General features: G+C 67.4%; 20 protein-coding genes and 1 pseudogene. 8 read left to right on the top strand and 13 right to left on the bottom strand.

What is annotated here, in order from left to right; genetic code table 11:
* Positions 1 to 2 precede the first annotated feature (2 nt).
* The gene (locus tag ACFOYU_RS09215) at positions 3 to 641 is read left to right on the top strand and encodes a substrate binding domain-containing protein (RefSeq protein ID WP_377033292.1); all 639 of its coding nucleotides are present in this window, start codon (positions 3 to 5) and stop codon (positions 639 to 641) included.
* A 25-nt stretch (positions 642 to 666) separates the two neighbouring features.
* Here the strand turns inward: ACFOYU_RS09215 and ACFOYU_RS09210 are convergent, their stop codons facing one another.
* From ACFOYU_RS09210 to ACFOYU_RS09180, 7 genes are all read right to left on the bottom strand, one after another.
* Complete coding sequence (locus ACFOYU_RS09210) at positions 667 to 1,212, bottom strand: adenine phosphoribosyltransferase (protein WP_226736427.1); 546 nt, start codon at positions 1,210 to 1,212, stop codon at positions 667 to 669.
* A gap of 65 nt (positions 1,213 to 1,277) precedes the next feature.
* Positions 1,278 to 2,153, bottom strand: coding sequence for an S-methyl-5'-thioadenosine phosphorylase (locus ACFOYU_RS09205; RefSeq protein ID WP_377033291.1), 876 nt, complete (start codon positions 2,151 to 2,153; stop codon positions 1,278 to 1,280).
* A 67-nt stretch (positions 2,154 to 2,220) separates the two neighbouring features.
* The gene (locus tag ACFOYU_RS09200; protein WP_377033290.1) at positions 2,221 to 2,835 is read right to left on the bottom strand and encodes a hypothetical protein; all 615 of its coding nucleotides are present in this window, start codon (positions 2,833 to 2,835) and stop codon (positions 2,221 to 2,223) included.
* Positions 2,836 to 2,936: 101 nt separating this feature from the next.
* Complete coding sequence (locus ACFOYU_RS09195; RefSeq protein WP_226736432.1) at positions 2,937 to 3,821, bottom strand: cytochrome c1; 885 nt, start codon at positions 3,819 to 3,821, stop codon at positions 2,937 to 2,939.
* Between the two features lie 23 nt (positions 3,822 to 3,844).
* On the bottom strand, positions 3,845 to 5,125 hold the full coding sequence (locus ACFOYU_RS09190) for a cytochrome bc complex cytochrome b subunit (protein WP_377033289.1): 1,281 nt from the start codon (positions 5,123 to 5,125) through the stop codon (positions 3,845 to 3,847).
* 36 nt (positions 5,126 to 5,161) lie between these two features.
* Positions 5,162 to 5,728 (bottom strand): ubiquinol-cytochrome c reductase iron-sulfur subunit, encoded by a 567-nt coding sequence (petA, locus tag ACFOYU_RS09185; protein ID WP_377033288.1) that lies wholly within the window; start codon positions 5,726 to 5,728, stop codon positions 5,162 to 5,164.
* 187 nt (positions 5,729 to 5,915) lie between these two features.
* A complete protein-coding gene (locus tag ACFOYU_RS09180) occupies positions 5,916 to 7,763 on the bottom strand; it encodes an ABC transporter ATP-binding protein (protein WP_377033287.1) in 1,848 nt (615 codons plus the stop codon).
* 97 nt (positions 7,764 to 7,860) lie between these two features.
* On the opposite strand from ACFOYU_RS09180, the gene ACFOYU_RS09175 reads away from it, so the two are divergent.
* On the top strand, positions 7,861 to 8,355 hold the full coding sequence (locus tag ACFOYU_RS09175) for a tRNA (cytidine(34)-2'-O)-methyltransferase (RefSeq protein WP_377033286.1): 495 nt from the start codon (positions 7,861 to 7,863) through the stop codon (positions 8,353 to 8,355).
* Complete coding sequence (hemF, locus tag ACFOYU_RS09170) at positions 8,352 to 9,248, top strand: oxygen-dependent coproporphyrinogen oxidase (protein WP_377033285.1); 897 nt, start codon at positions 8,352 to 8,354, stop codon at positions 9,246 to 9,248. The genes ACFOYU_RS09175 and hemF overlap by 4 nt, the downstream gene beginning before the upstream one ends.
* Positions 9,249 to 9,251: 3 nt before the next feature.
* On the opposite strand, the gene ACFOYU_RS09165 is transcribed toward hemF, so the two are convergent.
* The 4 genes from ACFOYU_RS09165 to ACFOYU_RS09150 are packed head-to-tail and all read right to left on the bottom strand — an operon-like array spanning position 9,252 to position 11,999.
* Positions 9,252 to 10,511 carry a CCA tRNA nucleotidyltransferase gene (locus tag ACFOYU_RS09165; RefSeq protein WP_377033284.1) on the bottom strand — a complete coding sequence of 420 codons (1,260 nt, stop codon included), beginning with the start codon at positions 10,509 to 10,511 and terminating at the stop codon, positions 9,252 to 9,254.
* Positions 10,508 to 10,765, bottom strand: a complete 258-nt coding sequence (locus ACFOYU_RS09160; protein WP_226736446.1) for a DUF6111 family protein — start codon at positions 10,763 to 10,765, stop codon at positions 10,508 to 10,510. The genes ACFOYU_RS09165 and ACFOYU_RS09160 overlap by 4 nt, the downstream gene beginning before the upstream one ends.
* A complete protein-coding gene (locus ACFOYU_RS09155; RefSeq protein WP_226736448.1) occupies positions 10,762 to 11,400 on the bottom strand; it encodes a CoA pyrophosphatase in 639 nt (212 codons plus the stop codon). The genes ACFOYU_RS09160 and ACFOYU_RS09155 overlap by 4 nt, the downstream gene beginning before the upstream one ends.
* Positions 11,400 to 11,999 carry a DUF1285 domain-containing protein gene (locus tag ACFOYU_RS09150; protein ID WP_377033283.1) on the bottom strand — a complete coding sequence of 200 codons (600 nt, stop codon included), beginning with the start codon at positions 11,997 to 11,999 and terminating at the stop codon, positions 11,400 to 11,402. The genes ACFOYU_RS09155 and ACFOYU_RS09150 overlap by 1 nt, the downstream gene beginning before the upstream one ends.
* Before the next feature lie 200 nt (positions 12,000 to 12,199).
* Here ACFOYU_RS09150 and ACFOYU_RS09145 point away from each other — a divergent pair, with 200 nt between their 5' ends.
* From ACFOYU_RS09145 to ACFOYU_RS09130, 4 genes are read left to right on the top strand one after another with little or no spacing between them, the layout of a single operon-like run.
* Positions 12,200 to 13,216 (top strand): MoxR family ATPase, encoded by a 1,017-nt coding sequence (locus tag ACFOYU_RS09145; RefSeq protein ID WP_226736452.1) that lies wholly within the window; start codon positions 12,200 to 12,202, stop codon positions 13,214 to 13,216.
* 11 nt (positions 13,217 to 13,227) lie between these two features.
* The gene (locus ACFOYU_RS09140; RefSeq protein WP_226736454.1) at positions 13,228 to 14,154 is read left to right on the top strand and encodes a DUF58 domain-containing protein; all 927 of its coding nucleotides are present in this window, start codon (positions 13,228 to 13,230) and stop codon (positions 14,152 to 14,154) included.
* Between the two features lie 3 nt (positions 14,155 to 14,157).
* The gene (locus ACFOYU_RS09135) at positions 14,158 to 16,959 is read left to right on the top strand and encodes a DUF4159 domain-containing protein (protein WP_377033282.1); all 2,802 of its coding nucleotides are present in this window, start codon (positions 14,158 to 14,160) and stop codon (positions 16,957 to 16,959) included.
* Positions 16,960 to 16,974: 15 nt separating this feature from the next.
* The gene (locus ACFOYU_RS09130) at positions 16,975 to 19,047 is read left to right on the top strand and encodes a hypothetical protein (protein WP_377033281.1); all 2,073 of its coding nucleotides are present in this window, start codon (positions 16,975 to 16,977) and stop codon (positions 19,045 to 19,047) included.
* A gap of 2 nt (positions 19,048 to 19,049) precedes the next feature.
* Here the strand turns inward: ACFOYU_RS09130 and ACFOYU_RS09125 are convergent, their stop codons facing one another.
* Both ACFOYU_RS09125 and ACFOYU_RS09120 read right to left on the bottom strand, forming a co-directional pair.
* Complete coding sequence (locus ACFOYU_RS09125) at positions 19,050 to 19,559, bottom strand: GNAT family N-acetyltransferase (protein ID WP_377033280.1); 510 nt, start codon at positions 19,557 to 19,559, stop codon at positions 19,050 to 19,052.
* A gap of 151 nt (positions 19,560 to 19,710) precedes the next feature.
* Positions 19,711 to 20,193, bottom strand: coding sequence for an NUDIX domain-containing protein (locus ACFOYU_RS09120; RefSeq protein ID WP_377033279.1), 483 nt, complete (start codon positions 20,191 to 20,193; stop codon positions 19,711 to 19,713).
* Positions 20,194 to 20,513: 320 nt separating this feature from the next.
* On the opposite strand from ACFOYU_RS09120, the pseudogene mbfA reads away from it, so the two are divergent.
* Positions 20,514 to 21,484: pseudogene (mbfA, locus tag ACFOYU_RS09115) on the top strand (iron exporter MbfA).
* Position 21,485: the final 1 nt, after the last annotated feature.

The raw sequence follows: 21,485 nt of genomic DNA, 5'->3' as shown, positions 1-21,485 counted from the left end.
GCGTGAATGCGAGCATCGCCTTCGTCGTTCATCAGCTGGCAGCGGCTCTCCCCGACTTCCATGCCTCCTTTCCCGATATCCGGCTCGATCTCACCCTCTCGGACCATGTCATCGATGTGATCGCGGAGGGTGTCGACGTCGCCGTCCGCATAGGAGCCGTCAAAGACGAAAGATTGGGCTTTCGTCGTATCGCAGAGATCCGCAGAGTGATCTGCGCCTCGCCGGCTTACCTTGCGCAGCATGGAGCGCCTCTCGAACCGACCGATCTGGCGCACCATTCATGCATCAATGTAGCATCATCGCCCCATCTGTCGCTGTGGCCTTTCCGGCGACAGGACGGGATCGAGATCGTCGAGACCCGCGGACCGCTCAATGTCGACAATGCAGAAGGCGTTCTTGCACTAGGCGTTGCGGGTCTTGGGATCATCCGGCTTGCGGATCTCGTGGTGGCGAATGCGATCAGGGAAGGCAGGCTCGTGCCGATCCTGACCGAAGTTCACCAGTCCGAGCCCGTACCGGTATCCCTTGTCTTTCCAGCGCTTCGACAGCGGCTTCCGCGCGTGAGGGCCTTCATCGACTTTATGGTCGCGCGCTTTGGCTCGTCTCCTTGGCGCCTCGACGACCTTCAGAGAGCAAGGTGACAGCGACCTCTACGGCCGCCCCGGATCAATGCCCCTCGAAGCTCACGAGGCTGCGCACCTCGACGCCGAGGTCGCGCAGCTTCTGGGCCCCGCCCAGATCGGGCAGATCGATGATGAAGCAGGCGGCCACGATGTTGGCGCCCATCTGGCGCAGGAGCTGGCTCGCCGCAACGGCGGTGCCGCCGGTGGCGATGAGGTCGTCCACCAGGATGACGCGCTCCTCCTGGCCGATGGCGTCCGTGTGGATCTCCATCTCGTCGACGCCGTATTCCAGCGAATAGGCGATCCGAACGGTCTCGTGGGGCAGCTTGCCCTTCTTGCGGATCGGCACGAAGCCCGCCGAGAGCTGATGGGCCACCGCGCCCCCGAGGATGAAGCCGCGCGCCTCGATTCCCGCGACCTTGTCCACCCGTCCGCCCGCGAAGGGATGAACGAGCTCGTCCACCGAACGCCGGAAGGCCCGCGCGTCTCCCAGCAGGGTCGTGATGTCGCGAAAGACGATGCCGGGCTTCGGGTAGTCCGGGATCGAGCGGATTGCCGCTTTCAGATCGGTGAGGAGACGCTGGTCCATCGATAAACTCGGGTTCTAGGAAGGCTTATCCTATCGGCAGGGCGGCTGGCGCGCCACTCTCGGCCTCAGGCTTTCAGAATACGGCCCGCCACCGCATCGAGCTTCTTCAAAAGCTCGGGATCGCGAGCGGACGGCACCGTCATGATCGCGCCGTCGAGGGCGCGGTCCGAGCGGTGGGGACAGGTGTCGCGCTCGACCGGGAAATCCCGGGCGACGCGGGCAATGAGCCCGGCCACTCTCTTGGCGTTCTGCTGGGCGACGGCGACGACGGCGGCCACGTCCACGTCGTCGTGCTCCGGGTGCCAGCAATCGTAGTCGGTGACCATGGCGATGGTCGCGTAGGTGATTTCGGCCTCGCGGGCGAGCTTGGCCTCCGGCATGGCGGTCATGCCGATCACGTCATAGCCGTGGCTCTGGTAGGTGAGCGACTCGGCATAGGTGGAGAATTGCGGCCCCTCGATGCAGACATAGGTCCCTCCGAGGCTGAAGGGGATGTCCTCCGCGACCGCCGCGTCGGCGATCCGCTGCTGCAGGCCCGGGCCGACCGGATGGGCCATGGGCACATGGGCGACGCAGCCCTTGCCGAAGAAGGAGGTTTCGCGCCGGAAGGTGCGGTCCACGAACTGGTCCACGAGCACGAAGAAGCCCGGATAGTACTCGACCTTGAAGGAGCCGCAGGCCGAGACGGAGATCAGGTCGGTCACGCCGGCCCGCTTCAGGGCGTCGATATTGGCCCGGTAGTTGATGTCGGAGGGCGAATACCGGTGGCCGCGCCCGTGGCGGGCCAGGAACACCACCTCGGTCGAGCCAATCCGCCCGATCCGCAGCGCGTCCGAAGGCTCGCCCCACGGAGACGCGATGCGCTCCTCGCGCACATCCTCCAGCCCCGGCAGATCGTAGACGCCCGAACCGCCGATGATGCCCAGCACTGCTTTCGTCATGTGACCTCAGATGTCGCCACCGCGGAGCCGACTCGACTCCCGGACCGGGGAAGAGATAGCAGCCCGGTCAGCCGAGCGAAACCGACGCGAGTTCTTCGCCGACCAGGCAGGGAAAGAGCGTCTCGCGGAAGATCTTGAGGCGCTCGATCCGAACCGGGAGGGCAACCGGCACCGCCTCGATCCGCTGCACCACCGCGGCGGGTACGGGACTCGGATCGGAGAACCGGGCAAGAGTGGTGTGGACGAGGTCATAGTGCCGGTGCTCGTGCCCGGGAGGCGGCGGAAGGGTCGCGAGGATCCTGTCCCGGATGCGCCCGATCAAGCCGCTTTCCTCTCTGGCTACGGCGATGACGCCGACCGGCATGACCTTGAGCTCGAAGAAATCCAGCACGAGCGGACCGGCGCCGGAGCCGAGCTCCTCGACGAGCCGGCGGGCAGGCTCGGCGATCATGCTCCAATAGGCCTCCTTGTCGAAGCCGTCGGTCGTCGGCACGAGGGGATAGACGGTGACGTGGAATGCGTGGGGCGGCGCCTCGTGGAAGGCACGGGGCCAATGGGCGATGGCCGCCTGCTGGAGAGCATGGAGCTTCTCCTGCGCATCGGGCGCGAGCTGCGGCTGCACGTGGATGGCGAGGCACGGCTTCCCGTACAGGGTATCGACGATCGGAAGGAGAGGATTCAAGTGCGCTCCGCTGCTCAGCCCGGGACGCGGGTCCCGCTCCATGCGTCTTGCCGCGAAGGCCCCGAAAAGAAAAGGCCCCGGAAACCGGGGCCTTTGGACTTTTACGGATTGTGCGTCATGGGCGGGGTCGCGTGGCCCTCGACCTCGCCGCCGACCCGGGCCCAGATCTTCTTCTTGGTGAAGTAGAGCAGGACCGACAGGACGATGAGGAACAGCATCACCTGGAAGCCCAGGCGCTTGCGGGCCTCGAGGTGCGGTTCGGCCGTCCACATCAGGAACGCCGTGAGGTCGCGGGCGTACTGGTCCACCGTCTCGGGCGCCTGCGGCTGGCCATTGGCATCTTTCGGATACTCGACCTGGCCGTCGCTGACCGGCTTGGGCATGGCGATGATATGGCCGGGGAAATAGGCGTTGTAGTGGCCCCCCTCCGGCACCTGGAAACCGGCCGGCGGTTCCGTGTAGCCGTTGAGCAGGGCGACGAGGTAGTCGGCGCCGTTCTCCGAATACTGGCGGAACACGTCGGTGATGAACCACGGGAACCCGCGCTCGTAGGTGCGCGCCTTCGGCATCAGGGACAGATCCGGCGGAGCCTTGCCGCCGTTTGCCGCCGCGGCCGCATTCTCGTTCGGGAACGGGCTCGGGAAGCGATCAGCCGGGCGACCGGGACGCTCGAACATGTCGCCGGCCTCGTTCGGGCCGTCCTGGATCTGGTACTCCGCCGCCAGGGCACGGACCTGGGCCTCGGAGAATTCCGGACCGCCGGGCTGCGACAGGTTGCGGAAGGCGACGTAGCTCAGGCCGTGGCAGGAGGCGCAGACCTCCCGGTAGACCTTGAAGCCGCGCTGGAGCTGGGCCCGGTCGAAGGTGCCGAAGGGGCCCTGGAACGACCAGCTCAGCTGCGGCGGGACCGGGGTCTCGCCGGCGGCATAGGCGGGTGCCGAGAGGCCGAGAAGGGCAGCGGCGATGAGAAGGGTACGCTTCATCATGATATTGTTCCTCAACGCTCGCATCAGCCCTTGGACTGCGGCTCGGCATTGGCGCCGGCCGGCATGCCCGCGCCACCCTTCTGCACGCCCATCACGGATTCGAGGATCGAGTTCGGCAGCGGCAGCGGACGCTCCACGAAGCCGAGCACCGGCAGGATGACCAGGAAGTGGATGAAGTAGTAGGCGGTGGCGATCTGCGACACGATCACGTACCAGCCCTCCGCAGGCTTCGCGCCCAGCCAGCCGAGCAGGATGCAGACGGCGACGAAGACCCAGAAGAACTGCTTGTAGAGCGGACGGTAGGCGGTCGAGCGGACCTTCGACGTGTCGAGCCACGGCATCAGGAACCACACCAGAATGGCCGAGAACATCGCGATGACGCCGCCGAGCTTGTCCGGAATGGCGCGCAGGATCGCGTAGAACGGCAGGAAGTACCATTCGGGCACGATGTGGGCCGGAGTCACGGCCGGATTGGCCGGGATGTAGTTGTCCGCGTGGCCGAGGTAGTTCGGGATGTAGAACACCCAGTACGCGAAGAAGATCATGAACACGACGACGGCGAAGATGTCCTTGATCGTCGCGTAAGGCGTGAAGGGAACCGCGTCCTTGCCCGACTTGATCGGAATGCCGGTCGGGTTGTTCTGGCCCGGCACGTGCAGCGCCCAGACGTGGAGGATGACCACGCCGAAGATCATGAAGGGCAGCAGGTAGTGCAGGGAGAAGAAGCGGTTCAAGGTCGGGTTGCCTACCGAGTAGCCGCCCCAGAGGAAGCTCACGATGGTCTCGCCCACGACCGGGAGCGCCGAGAAGAGGTTGGTGATGACGGTGGCGCCCCAGAAGCTCATCTGCCCCCAGGGAAGCACATAGCCCATGAAGGCCGTGGCCATCATCAGGATGAAGATGATGACGCCGAGGATGTAGAGGACCTCGCGCGGCGCCTTGTAGGACCCGTAATAGAAGTTACGGAAGATGTGGATGTAGACGGCCACGAAGAACATCGAGGCGCCGTTGGCGTGCAGATAGCGGATCAGCCAGCCGTAGTTCACGTCGCGCATGATGTGCTCGACGGACTGGAACGCCAACGCGGCATTCGGCGTGTAGTACATCGCCAGGAAGACGCCGGTCACGATCTGCGCGACGAGCATGAACACCAGGATCGCGCCGAACGTCCAGAAATACGTCAGGTTCCGCGGCACCGGGAACGCGATGAAGGACGAGTGGACGAGGCTGGCGATCGGCAGACGGCTTTCGAACCATTTACCGAAGGAGCTCTTGGGGACGTAGGTTGTGGAATGCTGACTCATGGATATCGCCTGATCGCAGTGACCGTCGCGTAAAGGTTACGCCGTAGCTTCTTCTTGACCGATGATGATCTTCGTATCGCTCACGAAAGCGTAGGGCGGGATCGGCAGGTTGATCGGCGCCGGGCCGCCGCGGACGCGGCCGGAGGTGTCGAAGACCGAGCCGTGGCACGGGCAGAACCAGCCGTTGTATTCGCCCTGGTTGCCGAGAGGCACGCAGCCGAGATGGGTGCAGTTGCCGTACACGACCAGCCACTGGGCATGATCGGGCTTCACGCGGGCCGAGTCGGGCTGCGGATCGCGCAGGGAGGCGAGGTTCACGTCCTCCGCGGCCTTGATCTCCTCAGGCGTCCGGTTCCGGACGAAGATGAGCTTGCCGCGCCAGAAGACCTTGACGATCTGCCCGGCCGCGATGGGTGACAGGTCGACCTCGACCGGCGCGCCGGCAGCCACCGTCGCCGCATCGGGCGCCAGGGACTGGATGAAAGGCCATACCAGGGTTGCGCCGCCGACGGCAGCAGCTGCGCCCGTTGCGATGAAAAGGAAATCGCGTCGTGTCGGCTCAGCAACGTGAGTGGTGGTCTCGGCCACTTGGCTCTCCAGCATTCGTCAAAAAACGAGAACCGCGCGTCTCTGATGCCGGCAACCCGGACACCGGCGCGATGCTTTGAATTGAACAAGCATATGCGCCAACGCGCGCGCAATGCGACTGGGCGTCGCCGCGCGCAGGCTCTTTGGCACGGCCAAGCCCGCCTGTCCATAGCCGGATTGGAGATGTTCCAGCCTGAAGGGATCAGTTTGCGGCCGTTTTCTCGGCTCCGAGGAAGCCTCCGGACTGGCGCCGCCAGAGCCGTGCATAGAGCCCGCCGCGCCGCAGGAGCTCCGCGTGGCTGCCCTCCTCCACGATGCGCCCCTGGTCGATGACGATGAGCCGGTCCAGGGCCGCAATGGTGGACAGCCGGTGGGCGATGGCGATGACCGTCTTGCCCGCCATGAGGGTCGAGAGCGATTCCTGGATGGCGCCCTCCACCTCGGAATCCAGGGCCGAGGTGGCCTCGTCCAGCACGAGAATGGGGGCATCCTTCAGGATCACCCGAGCGATGGCGATGCGCTGGCGCTGCCCGCCGGAGAGCTTCACGCCCCGCTCGCCCACATGGGCGTCGTATCCGCGCCGGCCCCGGTGGTCCTCCAGCTCCATGATGAAGTCGTGGGCGTGGGCCAGCCGCGCCGCCTGCTCGATCTCCCGCTCGCGGGCATCGGGCCGGCCATAGGCGATGTTGTCGCGGATGGACCGGTGCAGCAGGGAGGTGTCCTGGGTCACCATGGCGATGGAGGCCCGCAGGGAATCCTGGCTGACCCGGGCGATGTCCTGCCCGTCGATCAGGATCCGCCCGCTCTCCAGGTCGTGGAGGCGCAGGAGGAGCGAGGTGATCGTGGTCTTGCCGGCGCCGCTCGTGCCCACGAGGCCGACCTTCTCCCCGGCGCGGATCGTGAGGCTCAGGTCCTCGATGACCCCGTCCTCCCGGCCGTAATGGAACGACACGTGGTCGAAGCGCACCTCCCCCTGCGTCACTTCGAGCTGCGGCGCGTCCGGCGCATCCACGATCCCGTGAGGACGGGCGATGGTCTCCATGCTCTCCTGAACGACCCCGATATTCTCGAAGACGTCGCGGACCGTGTGCATGACCCAGCCCGACATGGCGAGGATGCGCATGACGAGGGCAAGCCCGGCCGCCGTCTCGCCGCTGGTCATGAGCCCCCGGCTCCAGAGGGAGACCGCCAATCCCCCGGTCGCCACGAGCAGCGCGCTGTTCATGAAGGCGAGAATGCCTGCCACGCCCGTGTTGAGGCGCAGGGAATCGAGGAAGGCCTTGGTGTTGGAGGCCAGGGCCTCGCTGACGGCAGAACGCTCCTCCGCTGCGCGGGCAAAAAGCTTGACGGTGAGGATGTTGGTGTAGCTGTCGACCACCCGCCCCACGAGAGCCGAGCGGGTATTGGCCACGGCCAGGGAGCGGACCTTCGCGCGGGGAACGAAATAATACAGCAGGCCCATGTAGCCGAGGATCCAGAGCCCCATGGGAAGGGCAAGCCACGGGCTCACGCTCGAAAACACCCCGAGGGCGGTAAAGGCGAAGATCGCCACGTAGAGCAGGGTGTCGAGAACCGTGACCGCGATGGACCGGATCGCCCCGCCCGCCTGCATGATCCGGTTGGAGAGCCGTCCGGCGAAGTCGGCCTGGAAATAGCCCAGGGCGTGGCCGAGCGTATAGACGTGGGTCCGCCAGCGGATCATGTTGGTGGTCTGCGGCACGATGATCTGGTTCGACACCAGACCGTGCACGAAATGCAGGACGGGCCTCACCAGGAGGATCGCGGCGCCCACCAGCAGGAGGGTGTTTCCGTGGTCGGACCAGATCCGCTCGGGGCTCGACCGGGTCAGAAGGTCGACCAGCCAGCCGATCAAAAGATAGAGAGACGCCTCGAACAGCCCGACGAGCAGGGCGATCACGAAGAGCAGGACGAACCAGAAGCGGACAGGCTTCAGGTAGGACCAGGCGAACCGGCCGACCGTGTTCGGAGGCGTCCTGCTCTCGTCGAACGGGGCGAAAGGATCGATCTGCTTTTCAAACCAGTGAAACATCCCGATCCCCGATTCCTGACTCCCGGCCCTTGCTTTAACACGACGGCCGGCGAAGCGTTCACTTGACGTGAGGGCGCCCTGCCCCGATGACGCTTCCATGCCCCGCCTTGCCATCTACCAGCCCGACATCGCGCAGAACACCGGCACCATGGTGCGCCTGGCCGCCTGCCTCGGCGTGCCGGTCGAGATCATCGAGCCCGCCGGGTTCGACGTGTCGGACCGGAACCTGCGCCGCTCCGGCATGGATTATCTCGAGCGCGCCGCGATCACGCGCCACATCTCGTGGCGGACCTTCGAGGCCTGGCGTCGGGAGGCCGGGGGCCGGCTGATCCTTGCCACGACGAAAGGCGCCGTGCCCTATACCGCCCTTGCCTACGAGCCCGGAGACATCATTCTCGTCGGACGGGAATCCGCCGGCGTTCCCGACGAGGTGCACGGCGCGGCCGATGCCCGGGTCGTGGTTCCCATGCAGCCGGGCCTGCGTTCGCTGAACGTCGCCGTCACCGCCGCCATGATCCTCGGGGAAGCCTTGCGTCAGACCCATTCGTTTCCCCATCCCGCCATTCCAGACAACCGAAGCGACCCCACATGACCGACAAAGCCGCCATCGAGCACCTTCAAACCGAAGCCCCCGCCTGGTTCGTGTCCCTGCGGGACCGGATCTGCGCCGCCTTCGAGGCGCTGGAAGACGAGGTGTCGGCGCCCCTCCCGCCGGAGGCGTCGGAGCCCGGGCGCTTCGAGCGCAAGCCCTGGGAGCGCAAGGACCATGGCGGCAATCCCGGCGGCGGGGGCGTCATGTCGATGATGCGCGGGCGCGTCTTCGAGAAGGTGGGCGTGCATGTCTCGACCGTGCACGGCGAGTTCGCGCCGGAATTCCGCGGCCAAATCCCCGGCTCGGACCAGGACCCGCGCTTCTGGGCGTCCGGCATCTCCCTCATCGCCCATCCCTGGAACCCCAACGTGCCGACCGTGCACATGAACACCCGCTTCGTCGTGACCACGAAGCCGTGGTTCGGCGGCGGCGCGGATCTCACGCCCGTCCTGGACCGGCGCCGCACCCAGGACGATCCCGACACCCTGGCCTTCCACGCAGCGTTCAAGGAGGCCTGCGACCGGCACGGCCCGGCCGCGGATTACGCGAAATACAAGGCTTGGTGCGACGAGTACTTCTTCCTGAAGCACCGCAACGAGCCCCGCGGCATCGGCGGCATCTTCTACGATTATCACTGGACCGGCGACGCGGACGCGGACCTCGCCTTCACCCGGGAGGTGGGCGAGGCCTTCCTGAGGATCTATCCGGAGATCGTCCGGCGCAACGCGGGCACCCCCTGGACGGAAGCCGACAGGGTCGAGCAGCAGGTGCGGCGCGGACGCTATGTGGAGTTCAACCTGCTCTACGACCGGGGCACGATCTTCGGCCTGAAGACCGGCGGCAACATCGAGTCGATCCTCTCGTCCATGCCGCCGACCGTGCGCTGGCCGTAACGCTCAGCCCTGGGCCGCGGCCTGCTCCAGGACCCGCCGGAGCAGGTCCTTGGCGTAGGCCCCATCCGTCCTGCAGCCCTCCGCCAGCCACGCCTGGCGAGCTTGCGACATCAGTTCGCCCACCCTCGGCCCCTTCTCGATGCCGCCCGCGACGAGATCGGCACCCCGCAGCGGAAAGACCGGCACCGGCTCGGCTCCGCTGCGGAAGCTCTTCAGCGCCTCCCAGGCATCCCGTTGCACGACGGGCAGGGGCTCCCCCGCGGTCGCGATCAGCACAGGTGCGACGGTCTCAGTCCCATGTTCCGCGACGAGGCGGCGGATGGCTGCGGCGTCCAGGGGCAGGGGCCTCGTCTTCAGCAGGGCGACGAGTCTGCCGTAGCTCGCGAGCCTGCGATGCTCCTCGTTGGAAAGGCGCAGCCGCTCCCGCAGCCGGTCGGCATCCTCCTCCGTCAGGACCGCCAGGGCCGCCAGGCGCCAGATGGAGACCGGCCCGCCATCATCGGTCGCCGCGATCCTGCCGAAGCGCCCGAACTCCCCAACTCCCGCCAGGATCCAGGTCAGGAAGCCGTGATCGGCGAGGACGCGGACCGTGTCCTCGGCCCGGCGCGCAGCCAGCAGCTTCATGAGTTCGTGCCTGATCCTCTCGCGGGAGAGGATCGTCAGCCCCTGCCTCTCGGCCCCTGATGCCGCAAGCCCCTCCGCATCCGGCTCGCCCTGAGCGTATTCCGCATGGAAGCGGAAGAAGCGCAGGATGCGCAGGTAGTCCTCGCGGATACGCTTGTGCGCATCGCCGATGAAGCGCACGCGCCGGGCGGCGAGGTCGGCGGCGCCGTTCGTATAATCGTGCAGACGCCCGTCGAGGCCGAGCGACAGGGCGTTGATGGTGAAGTCCCGCCGCTTCGCGTCGGTCTCGAAATCGCGGCCGAAGCGAACGACCGCGTGGCGCCCGTCCGTTTCCACATCCTCACGCAGGGTCGTCACCTCGAAGGGCTCGCCCTCGACGATCACCGTGATCGTGCCGTGGTCGATCCCCGTCGGCACCGGCTTGAAGCCGGCCGCTGCGGCGAGCTTCGCCATGAGGTCGGGCGTCGCCGTCGTGGCGCAGTCCACTTCCGTGACGGGGCGCCCCAGAAGCGCGTTGCGCACGGCGCCGCCGACGATGCGCGTTTCCTCCTCGCCGGTGTTGAAGGTTTCGAGAAGGCGGCGCAGCGGGGCCCGCCGAAGAAGGTCTTTCAGGGCATCCTGATGGAGCGATGGGATCACTTGAACTGCCCTGGAACGATGCGCCCGTTCTCGACATGGCTCGGCACATAGGCGCCCGTCTGCCGATCGGCGAACAGACCTGCCGAGAAAAGGGAGATCACCACGAAGGTCAAGCCGGCGATGATGAGCCACACCGACTGGTCGCTCCAGGAGGACCATACCAGCGGATTGCGGCGGCGGATCATGAGATAGACGGCATAAGCGACGAAAGGCAGGAGAAACAGCACCAGTTCCTGAAGGATCGCTCGCGTCATGAAGTATAGAGCCTTTCGTACAGATTGCGGATGATCCCCGCCGTTACCCCCCAGATGTAGCGCCCCTCGTAGGGAATTGCATAGTAGCGGCGCTGGCGCCCCTGCCACTCCCGGGCATGGAGCTCGTGATGGGCGGGATTCATCAGGAAGCCCAGAGGCACCTCGAAAGTATCGGCCACCTCGTGCGGATTGAGGCTGAGCCGGTAGGACGGCGTCACCTTCGCGACGAGAGGCATGACCAGATAGTTCGTGGTGGAGAGATAGGGGTCGAGGAAACCCAGCGGAGCGATGAAGCGGCTCTCGAGGCCGATTTCCTCCTGGGCCTCGCGATAGGCCGCGGCTGCGACGGAAGCGTCCGTCGGGTCGACACGGCCCCCGGGAAAGGCGATCTGTCCCGAGTGCTGGCGCAGATTGGCGGCCCTTTCCGTGAACAGCAGCGTCGGCTCCTGGCGCATCACCACAGGGACGAGCACGGCCGCCGCCTTGGGGTTCAGGGGATGGACCAGGGGAATGCCGTCGAGCGAGTGGTCGCCCCTCGGATTGGCGAGCGCGTCCGTCGCGTCGGGCGGCTCCGGCCGCAGGCGCTCGGCCGCCAGGCTGAGGAAATCCGCCGCATCGAGCTCCGTGGCCGCCATCAGGAGGCGCTCAGTTCGGAGGCGGGCGCGATGGGAAAGAACGCGTCCTTCACGTGCACGCCGAAGAGCGCCTCGCCGTCCCGCGTCTCCTCCTCTCCCAGGGCGATCAGGTCCAGGGCGAGCGCCCGCGTCGCCCGCGCCCACAGATCGCCTCGGACCAGCACGTAGGGCCTGACGCCGCCGCCCGCATCCCGCTCGAAACGCAGGGGGTGATTGGGCCCCGCCTGCACCACGTCGTCCACGTTGGTGCGGAAGGCGATCTGCCGGCCGTGCCCCTCCCCTTCGACCGCCATTTCCACCGCCAGGAACGGCACGTCCTCCACCACGATCCCCACCCGCTCCACCGGGGTGACGAGGACGTAGCGCTCCGGATCCTTGCGGAGCACGGTCGAGAACAGCCGCACGAGAGCCGGGCGGTTGATGGGGGTGCCCATGTAGAACCAGGTGCCGTCGGCGGCGATGCGCATGTCGATCTCGCCGCAATAGGCCGGGTTCCAGCGCTCGACCGGGGGAGGCCCCTTGCGGCCGGCATCGGGACCGAGCGCCTCGACGAGGCGGGCCAGGGCGCTTCCTGGAGGAGGGGCTGAGGGATCGGTCATGACATAAGCGTGAACAATAAAAAGGTTTTCGAGGATCGACGAACGGCTGTCATTCGCTACTTCCTAGAGCATAGTGTCACGAAACACACCGTCCAGCTCGCCACTCCCTCAAGCTGCGTCGCATCGACCCGCTTGCATATGGATGTCGACCGAAGGCACACTAGCCGCGGGGGCGGATGCTATTGAGTGGAGATAACCTCATGACGGCCAGCATCGCTCAAGCGCCCACCGCTCTGGACGACGCGATCATTCGAAATGCGGAGACGACGCTTGAGACCGTCGGACGTGCCCGGGATGCCATTCATACGGTCATCTTCGGGCAGGAGGACGTGGTCGACCTGACGCTGATCACCCTTCTGGCGGGCGGACACGGCCTGCTCGTGGGCGTGCCCGGCCTCGCCAAGACGAAGCTCGTGGAAACCCTCGGCACCGTCCTCGGTCTCGATGCGCGGCGCGTCCAGTTCACGCCGGACCTGATGCCCTCCGACATTCTCGGATCCGAAATCCTCGACGAGGGCGCCGACCGGCGCCGCTCGTTCCGGTTCGTGAAGGGACCCGTCTTCACCCAGCTCCTCATGGCGGACGAGATCAACCGCGCAAGCCCGCGCACCCAGTCCGCCCTGCTTCAGGCCATGCAGGAATACCACGTCTCCGTCGGCGGCGAGCGGCATGACCTGCCGCGCCCCTTCCATGTGCTGGCGACCCAGAACCCCATCGAGCAGGAAGGCACCTATCCCCTGCCCGAAGCTCAGCTCGACCGTTTCCTCCTGCAGATCGACGTCGGCTACCCGGACCGCGGCGCCGAGCGGCGCATCCTGATCGAGACGACCAGCGCCGAGGAACACAGGCCCGTCGCCGTCATGGACGCAGAGGCCCTCATGAACGCGCAGCGCCTCGTGCGCCGCCTGCCCGTGGGCGAGAGCGTCGTCGAGGCCATTCTCGATCTGGTTCGGTCCGCCCGTCCCGAAGGTGAGACCGTGGAGGGCGTGACCGACAAGCTTCTGTGGGGTCCGGGGCCGCGCGCCAGCCAGTCGCTGATGCTGGCGGTCCGCGCCAGGGCGCTGATCCAGGGGCGCGTGGCGCCGTCCGTTGCCGACGTGGTGGCCCTCGCCGAGTCGGTGCTCAAGCACCGCATGGCCCTCACCTTCTCCGCCCGCGCGGACGGCGAGACCATCAAGAGCGTCATCGGCCGCCTCACGGCGCGGCTGGCAGGCTGAGGATTCCCATCATGGCCCGTGTCCGGGTCCTTTCCGAAGACGCGCGCCTTCCCGGCCGCACCGAGACGGAAAACGCCCTCACCCTGGCGCAGCGGATGCCGCGCCTCGTCCTGGAGGCGCGGCGCGTCGCCGCCAGCCTGTCGCACGGCGTCCACGGCCGCCGCCGCGCGGGCGTGGGAGAGAGCTTCTGGCAGTTCCGGCCCTTCGTGGCCGGGGAGGCCGCGCACCGGATCGACTGGCGCCGCTCCGGACGCGACGACCGGCTCTACGTGCGCGAGCGGGAATGGGAAACAGCCCAGACCATCTGGTTCTGGATCGACCGCTCGGCCTCCATGGGCTTCTCGTCGGACCTCGCCCAGGCGTCCAAGATCGAGCGCGGCATCGTGCTCGGCCTCGCCCTGGCGAACTGCTTCGTCGAGGCCGGCGAGCGGGCGGGGATGCTCGGCCTGATGGCGCCTCGCGCCTCGCGCCGCATCACGGAAGTGATGGCGCAGACCATGGTCGCGGACCGCACAGCGCTTGAAGATGATCTGCCGCCGCAGGCACCGATCGCGCCGCTTCACGAGGCCGTCCTGATCAGCGACTTCCTTTCGCCTCCGCGCGAGATCGCGACCGTGGTCGAAGGCATTTCCAGCCGGGGCGCACGCGGACATCTGGTGATGGTCGTCGATCCGGTGGAGGAGACCTTCCCGTTCCAGGGCCAGGCCATCCTGCACGATCTGGAGGACGGCGTGTCCCTGCGGATCGGCGATGCCGTTTCCTGGGGCCGTGCCTATCGGGAGCGCATCGCCCGCCACCGGGCGGAGCTCGAGGAGATGGCCCGCCGCCGGGGCTGGACCGTGACCATCCATCGGACCGACCGCCCTGCGAGCGAAGCCGCCCTGCGCATTCTGACCCTCGTATCCGCATCCCGCGGCGCCACCATGGGAGGGCGCTAGTTCATGCTGGGACTACCCCTCACCTTCACGGTCCCCCTCGTCCTGACGGCGCTGGCGGCCCTGCCGGCCATCTGGCTGCTGCTGCGCATCACCCCGCCGCAGCCCAAGCGGGTCGATTTCCCGCCGCTGAAGATCCTCGCCGACCTGCGCCCCGAGCGCGAGACGCCCGCGCGGACGCCCTGGTGGCTCCTGCTGCTGCGTCTCGCCCTCGCGGCCTTTCTCATCATCGCCGCCGCGGGACCGATCTGGAACCCGATGGCGGCCGACAGCAGCCGCGCGCCGCTCCTGCTCGTCCTCGACAACGGCTTCGCCGCCGCGCACGACTGGCGGGAGCGGATGAACATCGCCTCCGAGCGGATCGAGGCGGCCGGGCGCGAGGGCCGGACCGTGGCTCTCGTCGCGGCGGCGGGCGAACCCGTCGCCATCGAGCCGACGAGCCCGGCGGCCGCCCTGGAGCGCCTGCGCTCCTTCCAGCCGCTGCCCCACCTGCCGAACCGCCAGCCCCATCTCGAACCGATCCGGCGCTATCTGGAAGCGACCCCGGACGCGGAAATCGTTTGGATCAGCGACGGGGTCGCGGGCGTTGACGGACAAGGCTTCATCGAAGGCTTGGCTCAGATGGCGGAAGACCGGCGGATCACGGTGGTGAAGGCTGAGCGGGCTTCCGCCCTCGCCCTCGCGGGAGTCGAGAACACCGGCGGCCAGCTCACGACCCGCATCATCCGGGCCGAGCCGAACGGGCGCGATGCCGGCATCGTGCGGGCCCTGGACCTGAAGAACCTGCCCCTCGCCGATGCCCGCTTCAGCTTCGAAGGCAACGCGACCGAAACGACCGCCGCTTTCGACGTGCCGACGGAGATCCGCAACGCCATCGCGCGGATCGAAGTCCTCGGAGAGGGCTCCGCCGGAGCGGTCAGCCTCGTCGACGAGCGCGGCAAGCGCCGCCGGGTCGGCCTCGTCTTCGGCGGGACCTCCGACCAGGCACAGCCGCTCCTGTCGCCCCTCTACTACATCGAGCGGGCGCTCTCGCCGTACAGCGAGATCCGGCACGGCCGCGGCGCCGTGGCCGATGCGGTGTCCCAGCTCATCGACGAACAGGTCTCGGTTCTCGTCCTGGCCGATGTGGGCGGCCTCGACCGCGAGACCTTGGGCAGGGTGACCGAATTCGTGGAGAACGGCGGATTGCTTCTCCGCTTCGCGGGCTCCCGCCTTGCGGCGGGCAACGACGATCTCGTTCCCGTGCGCCTGCGCCGGGGCGGCCGCAACCTCGGCGGCACGCTCTCCTGGGACACGCCGAAGACTTTCGCCCCCTTCACCCGCGAAAGCCCGTTCTTCGGCCTGGCCGTGCCGGACGAGATCGGCGTCCGCCGCCAGATCCTCGCCGAGCCCGATGGCGATCTCGCCAGCAGGACATGGGCCTCTCTGGCCGACGGCACGCCCATCGTGACCGCGGACCGGAAAGGCGATGGTCTCGTGGTCCTCTTCCACGTGACCGGCGACACCACCTGGTCCAACCTGCCTCTGTCGGGCCTGTTCGTGGACATGCTGCGCCGGATCACCGCCCTGGCCGGTGCGCCGAACGATGTCGGGGCGGAAGCCCGCAACGCGGAGAACCAGACCGTGGCGCCACGCCTCACCCTGGACGGCTACGGCACCTTCACGTCCCCGCCGGCGAATGCCCGCGCGGTGACGCGGGACTATGCCGAAAGAGCCACGGCGGAGCATCCGCCGGGCTTCTACGGCCCCGTAGATTCGAGCCTCGCGGTCAATGCCCTGGTGGCCGGCGACCGGCTGGCGCCGCTGGACTACGCCCCTCTCAACGCGCGCATGGCAGGGCTGGTCGGCGCTCAGACCATCGACCTGCGCGCCCCGCTCTTCACCCTCGCCCTGATCCTGCTGCTCATCGACACCCTCGCCTCGCTCTGGCTCGGCGGGCATCTTGCGAACCTCACCGGCCGGATGCGCCGCGCCGGCGCGGGAGCCGCGCTTGTTCTGGCGGCGCTTCTGATCACCGGCCCGGCCGCCAATGTGGAGGCGCAGGAGCAGAGGCCGCCCGTGCGCGCCAACACGGATGCGGCCCTCGTGACGAGGCTCGCCTATGTGATCACCGGCGATGCCCAGGTGGACGAGACGAGCCGGGCCGGCCTGGCCGGTCTGACCCAGGTCCTCGCCCAGCGCACGGCCCTGCAGCCGGGCGAACCGATCGGCATCGATCCGGCACGGGACGAGATCGCCTTCTACCCCCTGATCTACTGGCCGATCGTCGCCAGCAGGCCCATTCCCTCGGAGGCCGCCATCCGCCGCATCGATGCCTTCATGAAGGGCGGCGGCACGGTGATCTTCGACACGCGCGACGCCTTTACCGCCCCCTCCAGCGGCGCCACGAGCCCCGAAGGGCAGCATCTGCGCCGGATGCTGGCCACCCTCGACATACCGGAACTGGAGCCCGTGCCGGCCGATCACGTGCTGACGAAGACGTTCTACATCCTGGACAACTTCATGGGCCGCTACGCCACGGGCCAGACATGGGTCGAGGCGCTGCCGCCCGAGACGGAGGACGAGGGCACCCGCCCGGCACGATCCGGCGACGGGGTCTCGCCGATCATCATCACATCCAACGACCTAGCCGCGGCCTGGGCCGTCGGTCCGCGCGGCGAGGCGCTCTATCCCGTCGTCGGAAGCGACCCGCGCCAGCGGGAAATGGCGTATCGCGGCGGCGTCAACATCGTCATGTACGCGCTTACCGGCAATTACAAAGCCGACCAGGTCCACGTTCCGGCACTGCTCGAACGCCTTGGACAGTAGGTCGAGGAGAAATCATTGCTCTCGATCAGCTTTTCTCCCCTCATTCCCACCTATGCCCTCTGGGCCGTGGGCGCAGTCGCCGCATTGCTGGCGCTCGTCGCCGTGCTGTCGCGGGGTCCCGTCGCGATCCTGAGGGCCATCGCTCTGGGCATGATCCTTCTCGCCCTCGCCAACCCTGCCCTCGTGCAGGAGGAGCGGGAGAAGGTGAAGGACATCGTCGCGGTGGTCATCGACCGCTCCACCTCCCAGACCCTCGGCGACCGACGCGAGATGACGGATCAGGTTCGGGCGGAGCTGGAGCGCCGCTTCGGCTCGGTCGCCGACGTGGAGCCGCGCTATATCGAGGCCGATGACGGCGGCGGCGACGACGGCACCCGCCTCTTCGCGGCTCTCTCCAACGGCCTGGCCGACGTGCCGCCGGACCGGCTGGCGGGGGTGATCTTCGTCACCGACGGCGTCGTCCACGACATCCCTCCCTCTATCGACGCGCTCGGCTTCAAGGCTCCGCTTCATGCCCTCATCACGGGGCGGCCCGACGAGCGCGACCGGCAGATCAAGCTTCTCGAAGCTCCCCGCTTCGGCATCGTCGGCAAGGAGCAGACGATCCGCGCCCAGGTGATGGAGCGAGGCGGCACCGGCTCCGCCTTCGTGACCGTGCGCCGCGACGGGCAGGTTCTGACGCGCCAGCAGGTGCGGGCCGATACGCCCTTTTCAATCCAGGCGCTCATCGAGCATGGCGGCACGAATGTGGTCGAGCTCGAGGTTGAGGGCCTCCCCGGCGAGCTGACCCAGGCCAACAACCGCGCCGTGGTGCCCATCGAGGGCATTCGCGAGAAGCTCCGGGTGCTCCTGGTCTCGGGCGAACCCCATGCCGGCGAGCGGACCTGGCGCAACCTTCTCAAGTCCGATGCCAACGTGGATCTGGTCCACTTCACGATCCTGCGCCCGCCGGAGAAGCAGGACGGAACACCGATCAACGAGCTGTCCCTCATCGCCTTCCCGACGCGGGAGCTGTTCCAGCAGAAAATCCAGGATTTCGACCTGATCATCTTCGATCGCTACGCCAACCAGAGCGTCCTGCCGTCGAGCTATTTCGAGAACATCGTGCGCTACGTGCGCGAGGGCGGCGCGGTTCTCGTCGCGGCGGGCCCGGAATTCGCCAGCTACGGCAGCCTCGCCCAGACGCGCCTTGCCCCGATCATTCCCGGCACCCCGGACGGACGCATCGTCGAGGAGCCGTACAAGGCCAGCATCACGACGACCGGCCAGCGGCACCCCGTGACCCGGGACCTGCCCGGCTCGGAGACGAGCCCGCCCGCCTGGGGAGAATGGCTGCGCATCGTCGGCTCTCAGGTCCAGTCCGGCTCGACCGTGATGTCGGGCGCCGACGACCTTCCACTCCTGGTTCTGCGCCGGGAGGAGAAGGGCCGGGTCGCCCTGCTCCTGTCCGACCATGCTTGGCTCTGGGCGCGCGGCTACAACGACGGCGGTCCTCACCTCGACCTGCTGCGCCGCCTCTCCCACTGGCTGATGAAGGAGCCCGCCCTCGAAGAGGAGGCCCTGCGTGCGAGCGTCACCGGCCGCGAGATCCATATCGAGCGGCAGACCATGAGCGAGCACGCGGATCCCGTGACCCTGACCGCGCCGAGCGGCGCGGAGACCAGCATCGATCTCACGGAATCGCGGCCGGGCCTCTTTACGGCACAGGTGGAAGGCCGCGAGCTCGGACTTCACACCGTCCGCTCCGGCGAGCTCATCGCCTTCGTCAGCGTCGGGCCCGCCAATCCGCGCGAGCTGACCGACGTGTTCAGCAACGTGGAGGCGCTGCAGCCCATCACGGACGCCACGGGCGGGTCGGTCCGGCGCGTGGCCATGGCAGGCGATCAGGGTATCACCGTGCCCCGCATCCTCGCGGTGCGCTCGGGCTCGCGCTTCTCCGGCGGAGACTGGATCGGGATCAGACCGAGCGAAAGCGCCATCGTTCGAGGCGTGTCGGTCTTCCCCGTGGCGCTCGGCTTCCTCGGACTCGTGCTCCTCATCGGAGCGACCCTGGCGGCGTGGCTCACCGAGGGCCGCCGCCGGGCCTGAGATCAGGAGGTCGCGGGCAGCGGGGCCACCAGTCCGGCGGCACGGGACAGAGCCCCCTCCTCCAGTTCCAGGGCAAGGAACCGGTCGGGATTGACCGGGCCGGGAAGCTGGAGGTGACGGGACGGAACGCGCTTGAACCCGAAGCGGGCATAGTAGGGCTCGTCCCCGACCAGAAGCACCAGGGTGTGCCCCCTCTCCTTCGCCGCCTGAAGAGAGCGCTTCATGAGCGCGGCGCCGATTCCCCTGCTCTCGAAGGCCGGCTCCACCGTCAGGGGCCCGAGCATCAGGGCCCGCTCCTGTCCGGCGAGGACCGGCGTCATGCGGACGGAGCCGACGAGGAGGGTTCCGACCAGGGCCGTGAAGGAGAGGTCGAGCAGGTGCGGCGCCCCTTCGCGCAGGCGCGAGGCCGTGCGGGCGAAACGCCCGGGCCCGAAGGCGCGCTCGTGCAGGCGCTCGATGGCCTCGGCGTCGATCGGTTGCTCGGAGCGGATGATCAGGGAGAGTTCGGTCATGGACGGACCCGGAAGATGGCGGTGAGGACAGTGGCGGCGTGACGGAAGTCAGCCCTGTCGTCGTCGCTGGATCCGGATCGGTGTCATGAGGATGGATTGTCCCTGGAGGTTCTTGGCCATAGCAGCGTCGGCGACGCTGCGCAAACGGTTCTCACCATGTCTCCGCCAGAGGCTCGCCCGAGACGATCTCGGCCAGGCGGCGGCGCGTCGCGGCCGTCGTGCCTTCGGGCAGCGCGTCGAGCGGAAAGAATCCCGCCTCCGCAATCTCCCGGTCCGGCTGCTTGGGCTCGACCACCGTAAAGTCCCGGATCACGTAGACCAGGACGTGGTCGCGCCGGGACACGCGGGCATTGAAGAACACGCCGAAGAGCTGCGGGGGCGCAGCGATGTCGATGCGGGCTTCCTCGTGCAGCTCGCGCTTCAACGCCTGGAGCGGCGTCTCGCCCGTCTCGACGCCGCCGCCGGGAAGGTGCCATCCCGCGACATAGGTATGCCGAATGAGAAACACCCTGCCTTGCGGGTCGAGCACGGCACCGCGCACGCCGAGGGTCAGGCCGCGCGAGACGCGCCAGTAACTGTGCAATCCCCATTGGAGAACACGTTGGAACCGGCTCGGTTTGTGGGATTCGGACATTGGACCAGCGAATCACAACAAGATTACAGAAATCTGAACGGAGCCCCGCAATAATTGCATGGCTGTCGCGCCGAATTGGCGCGTGACCCGCGCGATGCGCAGGACTAAGACTGCGCCAACAAAAGGTGTTCCAATGTTTCTCTCCCTCGTCCTCTCTCTTCTCAATCGCTCCTCCCGCTTCACGTGGTCTCCGGCTCTGAGCCTGGAGGATCGCTCGATCTATTCGACCCTGATCCCCGGCGCCCAGTACTGACGCCCCTTCCAGGGACTTGGCTGTAGGACGATCATCTGTTTAGAATAATTCTAAACAGGAGGTCTCCATGAAGGCCCTTTCCGAGCTGACGGAGCGCGAGGTCGTCGCCCTCGCAATTGCCAGCGAAGAGGAAGACTCGCGAATCTATCAGAGTTTCGCAGATCGTCTTCGCTCCGACTTCCCTGCCTCCGCCAGCGTCTTCGACGCCATGGCGGAGGAGGAGCGGGATCACCGTAACTCTCTCTACGGCTTCTATCGCTCCCGCTTCGGCGAGCACCTGCCCCCGATCCGACGGGAGGATGTACGCGGCTTCCTGAAGCGCCGCGCCGTGTGGTGGAGCCCTCATCTCGACCTCGCAAAGATGCGCCGGGAGGCGGAGCTCATGGAGCTCCAGGCCGCCCGATTCTACGAGACGGCTGCCGGGCAGACCCTCGATGTGGGCGTGCGCGAACTCTTCACCCGCCTGGCCGAGGTCGAGCGCGGCACGAGCGCAAGGCGAGCCAGCTTCATGAGGCCCACCTCACCGAGAACGCCGAGGCGGCGGAAGAGGCCGCCCGCAAACGGCTCTTCGTGCTGCAATACGTGCAGCCGGGGCTGGCGGGCCTGATCGACGGGTCCGTTTCGACTCTCGCGCCGCTCTTCGCCGCAGCCTTCGCCACGCAGAACAACAAGGAGACCTTCCTGGTCGGCCTCGCCGCATCCGTCGGAGCGGGAATCAGCATGGGCCTGACCGAAGCGCTCTCCGACGACGGCCAGATCACCGGGCGAGGTTCGCCGTGGCTGCGGGGGCTCGTCTGCGGCTTCATGACCGCCGCCGGCGGCATCGGCCACACCCTGCCCTATCTCGTGCCCGATTCCTGGCCGAATGCGTTCCTGCTGGCGACGAGCATCGCGGCCGTCGTCGTGGCGGCGGAACTCGTCGCAATCTCGTGGATCCGAACGAAATACATGGACACGCCTTTCCTGAGCGCCACATATCAGGTGATCGTCGGAGGCGTCCTGGTTCTCCTGGCCGGTATCTTCATCGGCAGCGCTTGAC

This window comes from Microvirga sp. GCM10011540 (genome assembly GCF_042650665.1).
Taxonomy (GTDB): Bacteria; Pseudomonadota; Alphaproteobacteria; order Rhizobiales; family Beijerinckiaceae; genus Microvirga; species Microvirga lenta.
This window is presented reverse-complemented; position numbering and strand designations above follow the sequence as displayed.

Excerpts from the sequence above, each read along its gene's own strand:
- ACFOYU_RS09210 (WP_226736427.1), bottom strand. The coding sequence starts at position 1,212 with ATGGACCAGCGTCTCCTCACCGATCTGAAAGCGGCAATCCGCTCGATC.
- ACFOYU_RS09205 (WP_377033291.1), bottom strand. The coding sequence starts at position 2,153 with ATGACGAAAGCAGTGCTGGGCATCATCGGCGGTTCGGGCGTCTACGAT.
- ACFOYU_RS09195 (WP_226736432.1), bottom strand. The coding sequence starts at position 3,821 with ATGATGAAGCGTACCCTTCTCATCGCCGCTGCCCTTCTCGGCCTCTCG.
- ACFOYU_RS09190 (WP_377033289.1), bottom strand. The coding sequence starts at position 5,125 with ATGAGTCAGCATTCCACAACCTACGTCCCCAAGAGCTCCTTCGGTAAA.
- petA (WP_377033288.1), bottom strand. The coding sequence starts at position 5,728 with ATGCTGGAGAGCCAAGTGGCCGAGACCACCACTCACGTTGCTGAGCCG.
- ACFOYU_RS09180 (WP_377033287.1), bottom strand. The coding sequence starts at position 7,763 with ATGTTTCACTGGTTTGAAAAGCAGATCGATCCTTTCGCCCCGTTCGAC.
- ACFOYU_RS09175 (WP_377033286.1), top strand. The coding sequence starts at position 7,861 with ATGCCCCGCCTTGCCATCTACCAGCCCGACATCGCGCAGAACACCGGC.
- hemF (WP_377033285.1), top strand. The coding sequence starts at position 8,352 with ATGACCGACAAAGCCGCCATCGAGCACCTTCAAACCGAAGCCCCCGCC.
- ACFOYU_RS09160 (WP_226736446.1), bottom strand. The coding sequence starts at position 10,765 with ATGACGCGAGCGATCCTTCAGGAACTGGTGCTGTTTCTCCTGCCTTTC.
- ACFOYU_RS09155 (WP_226736448.1), bottom strand. The coding sequence starts at position 11,400 with ATGGCGGCCACGGAGCTCGATGCGGCGGATTTCCTCAGCCTGGCGGCC.
- ACFOYU_RS09150 (WP_377033283.1), bottom strand. The coding sequence starts at position 11,999 with ATGACCGATCCCTCAGCCCCTCCTCCAGGAAGCGCCCTGGCCCGCCTC.
- ACFOYU_RS09145 (WP_226736452.1), top strand. The coding sequence starts at position 12,200 with ATGACGGCCAGCATCGCTCAAGCGCCCACCGCTCTGGACGACGCGATC.
- ACFOYU_RS09140 (WP_226736454.1), top strand. The coding sequence starts at position 13,228 with ATGGCCCGTGTCCGGGTCCTTTCCGAAGACGCGCGCCTTCCCGGCCGC.
- ACFOYU_RS09135 (WP_377033282.1), top strand. The coding sequence starts at position 14,158 with ATGCTGGGACTACCCCTCACCTTCACGGTCCCCCTCGTCCTGACGGCG.
- ACFOYU_RS09125 (WP_377033280.1), bottom strand. The coding sequence starts at position 19,559 with ATGACCGAACTCTCCCTGATCATCCGCTCCGAGCAACCGATCGACGCC.
- ACFOYU_RS09120 (WP_377033279.1), bottom strand. The coding sequence starts at position 20,193 with ATGTCCGAATCCCACAAACCGAGCCGGTTCCAACGTGTTCTCCAATGG.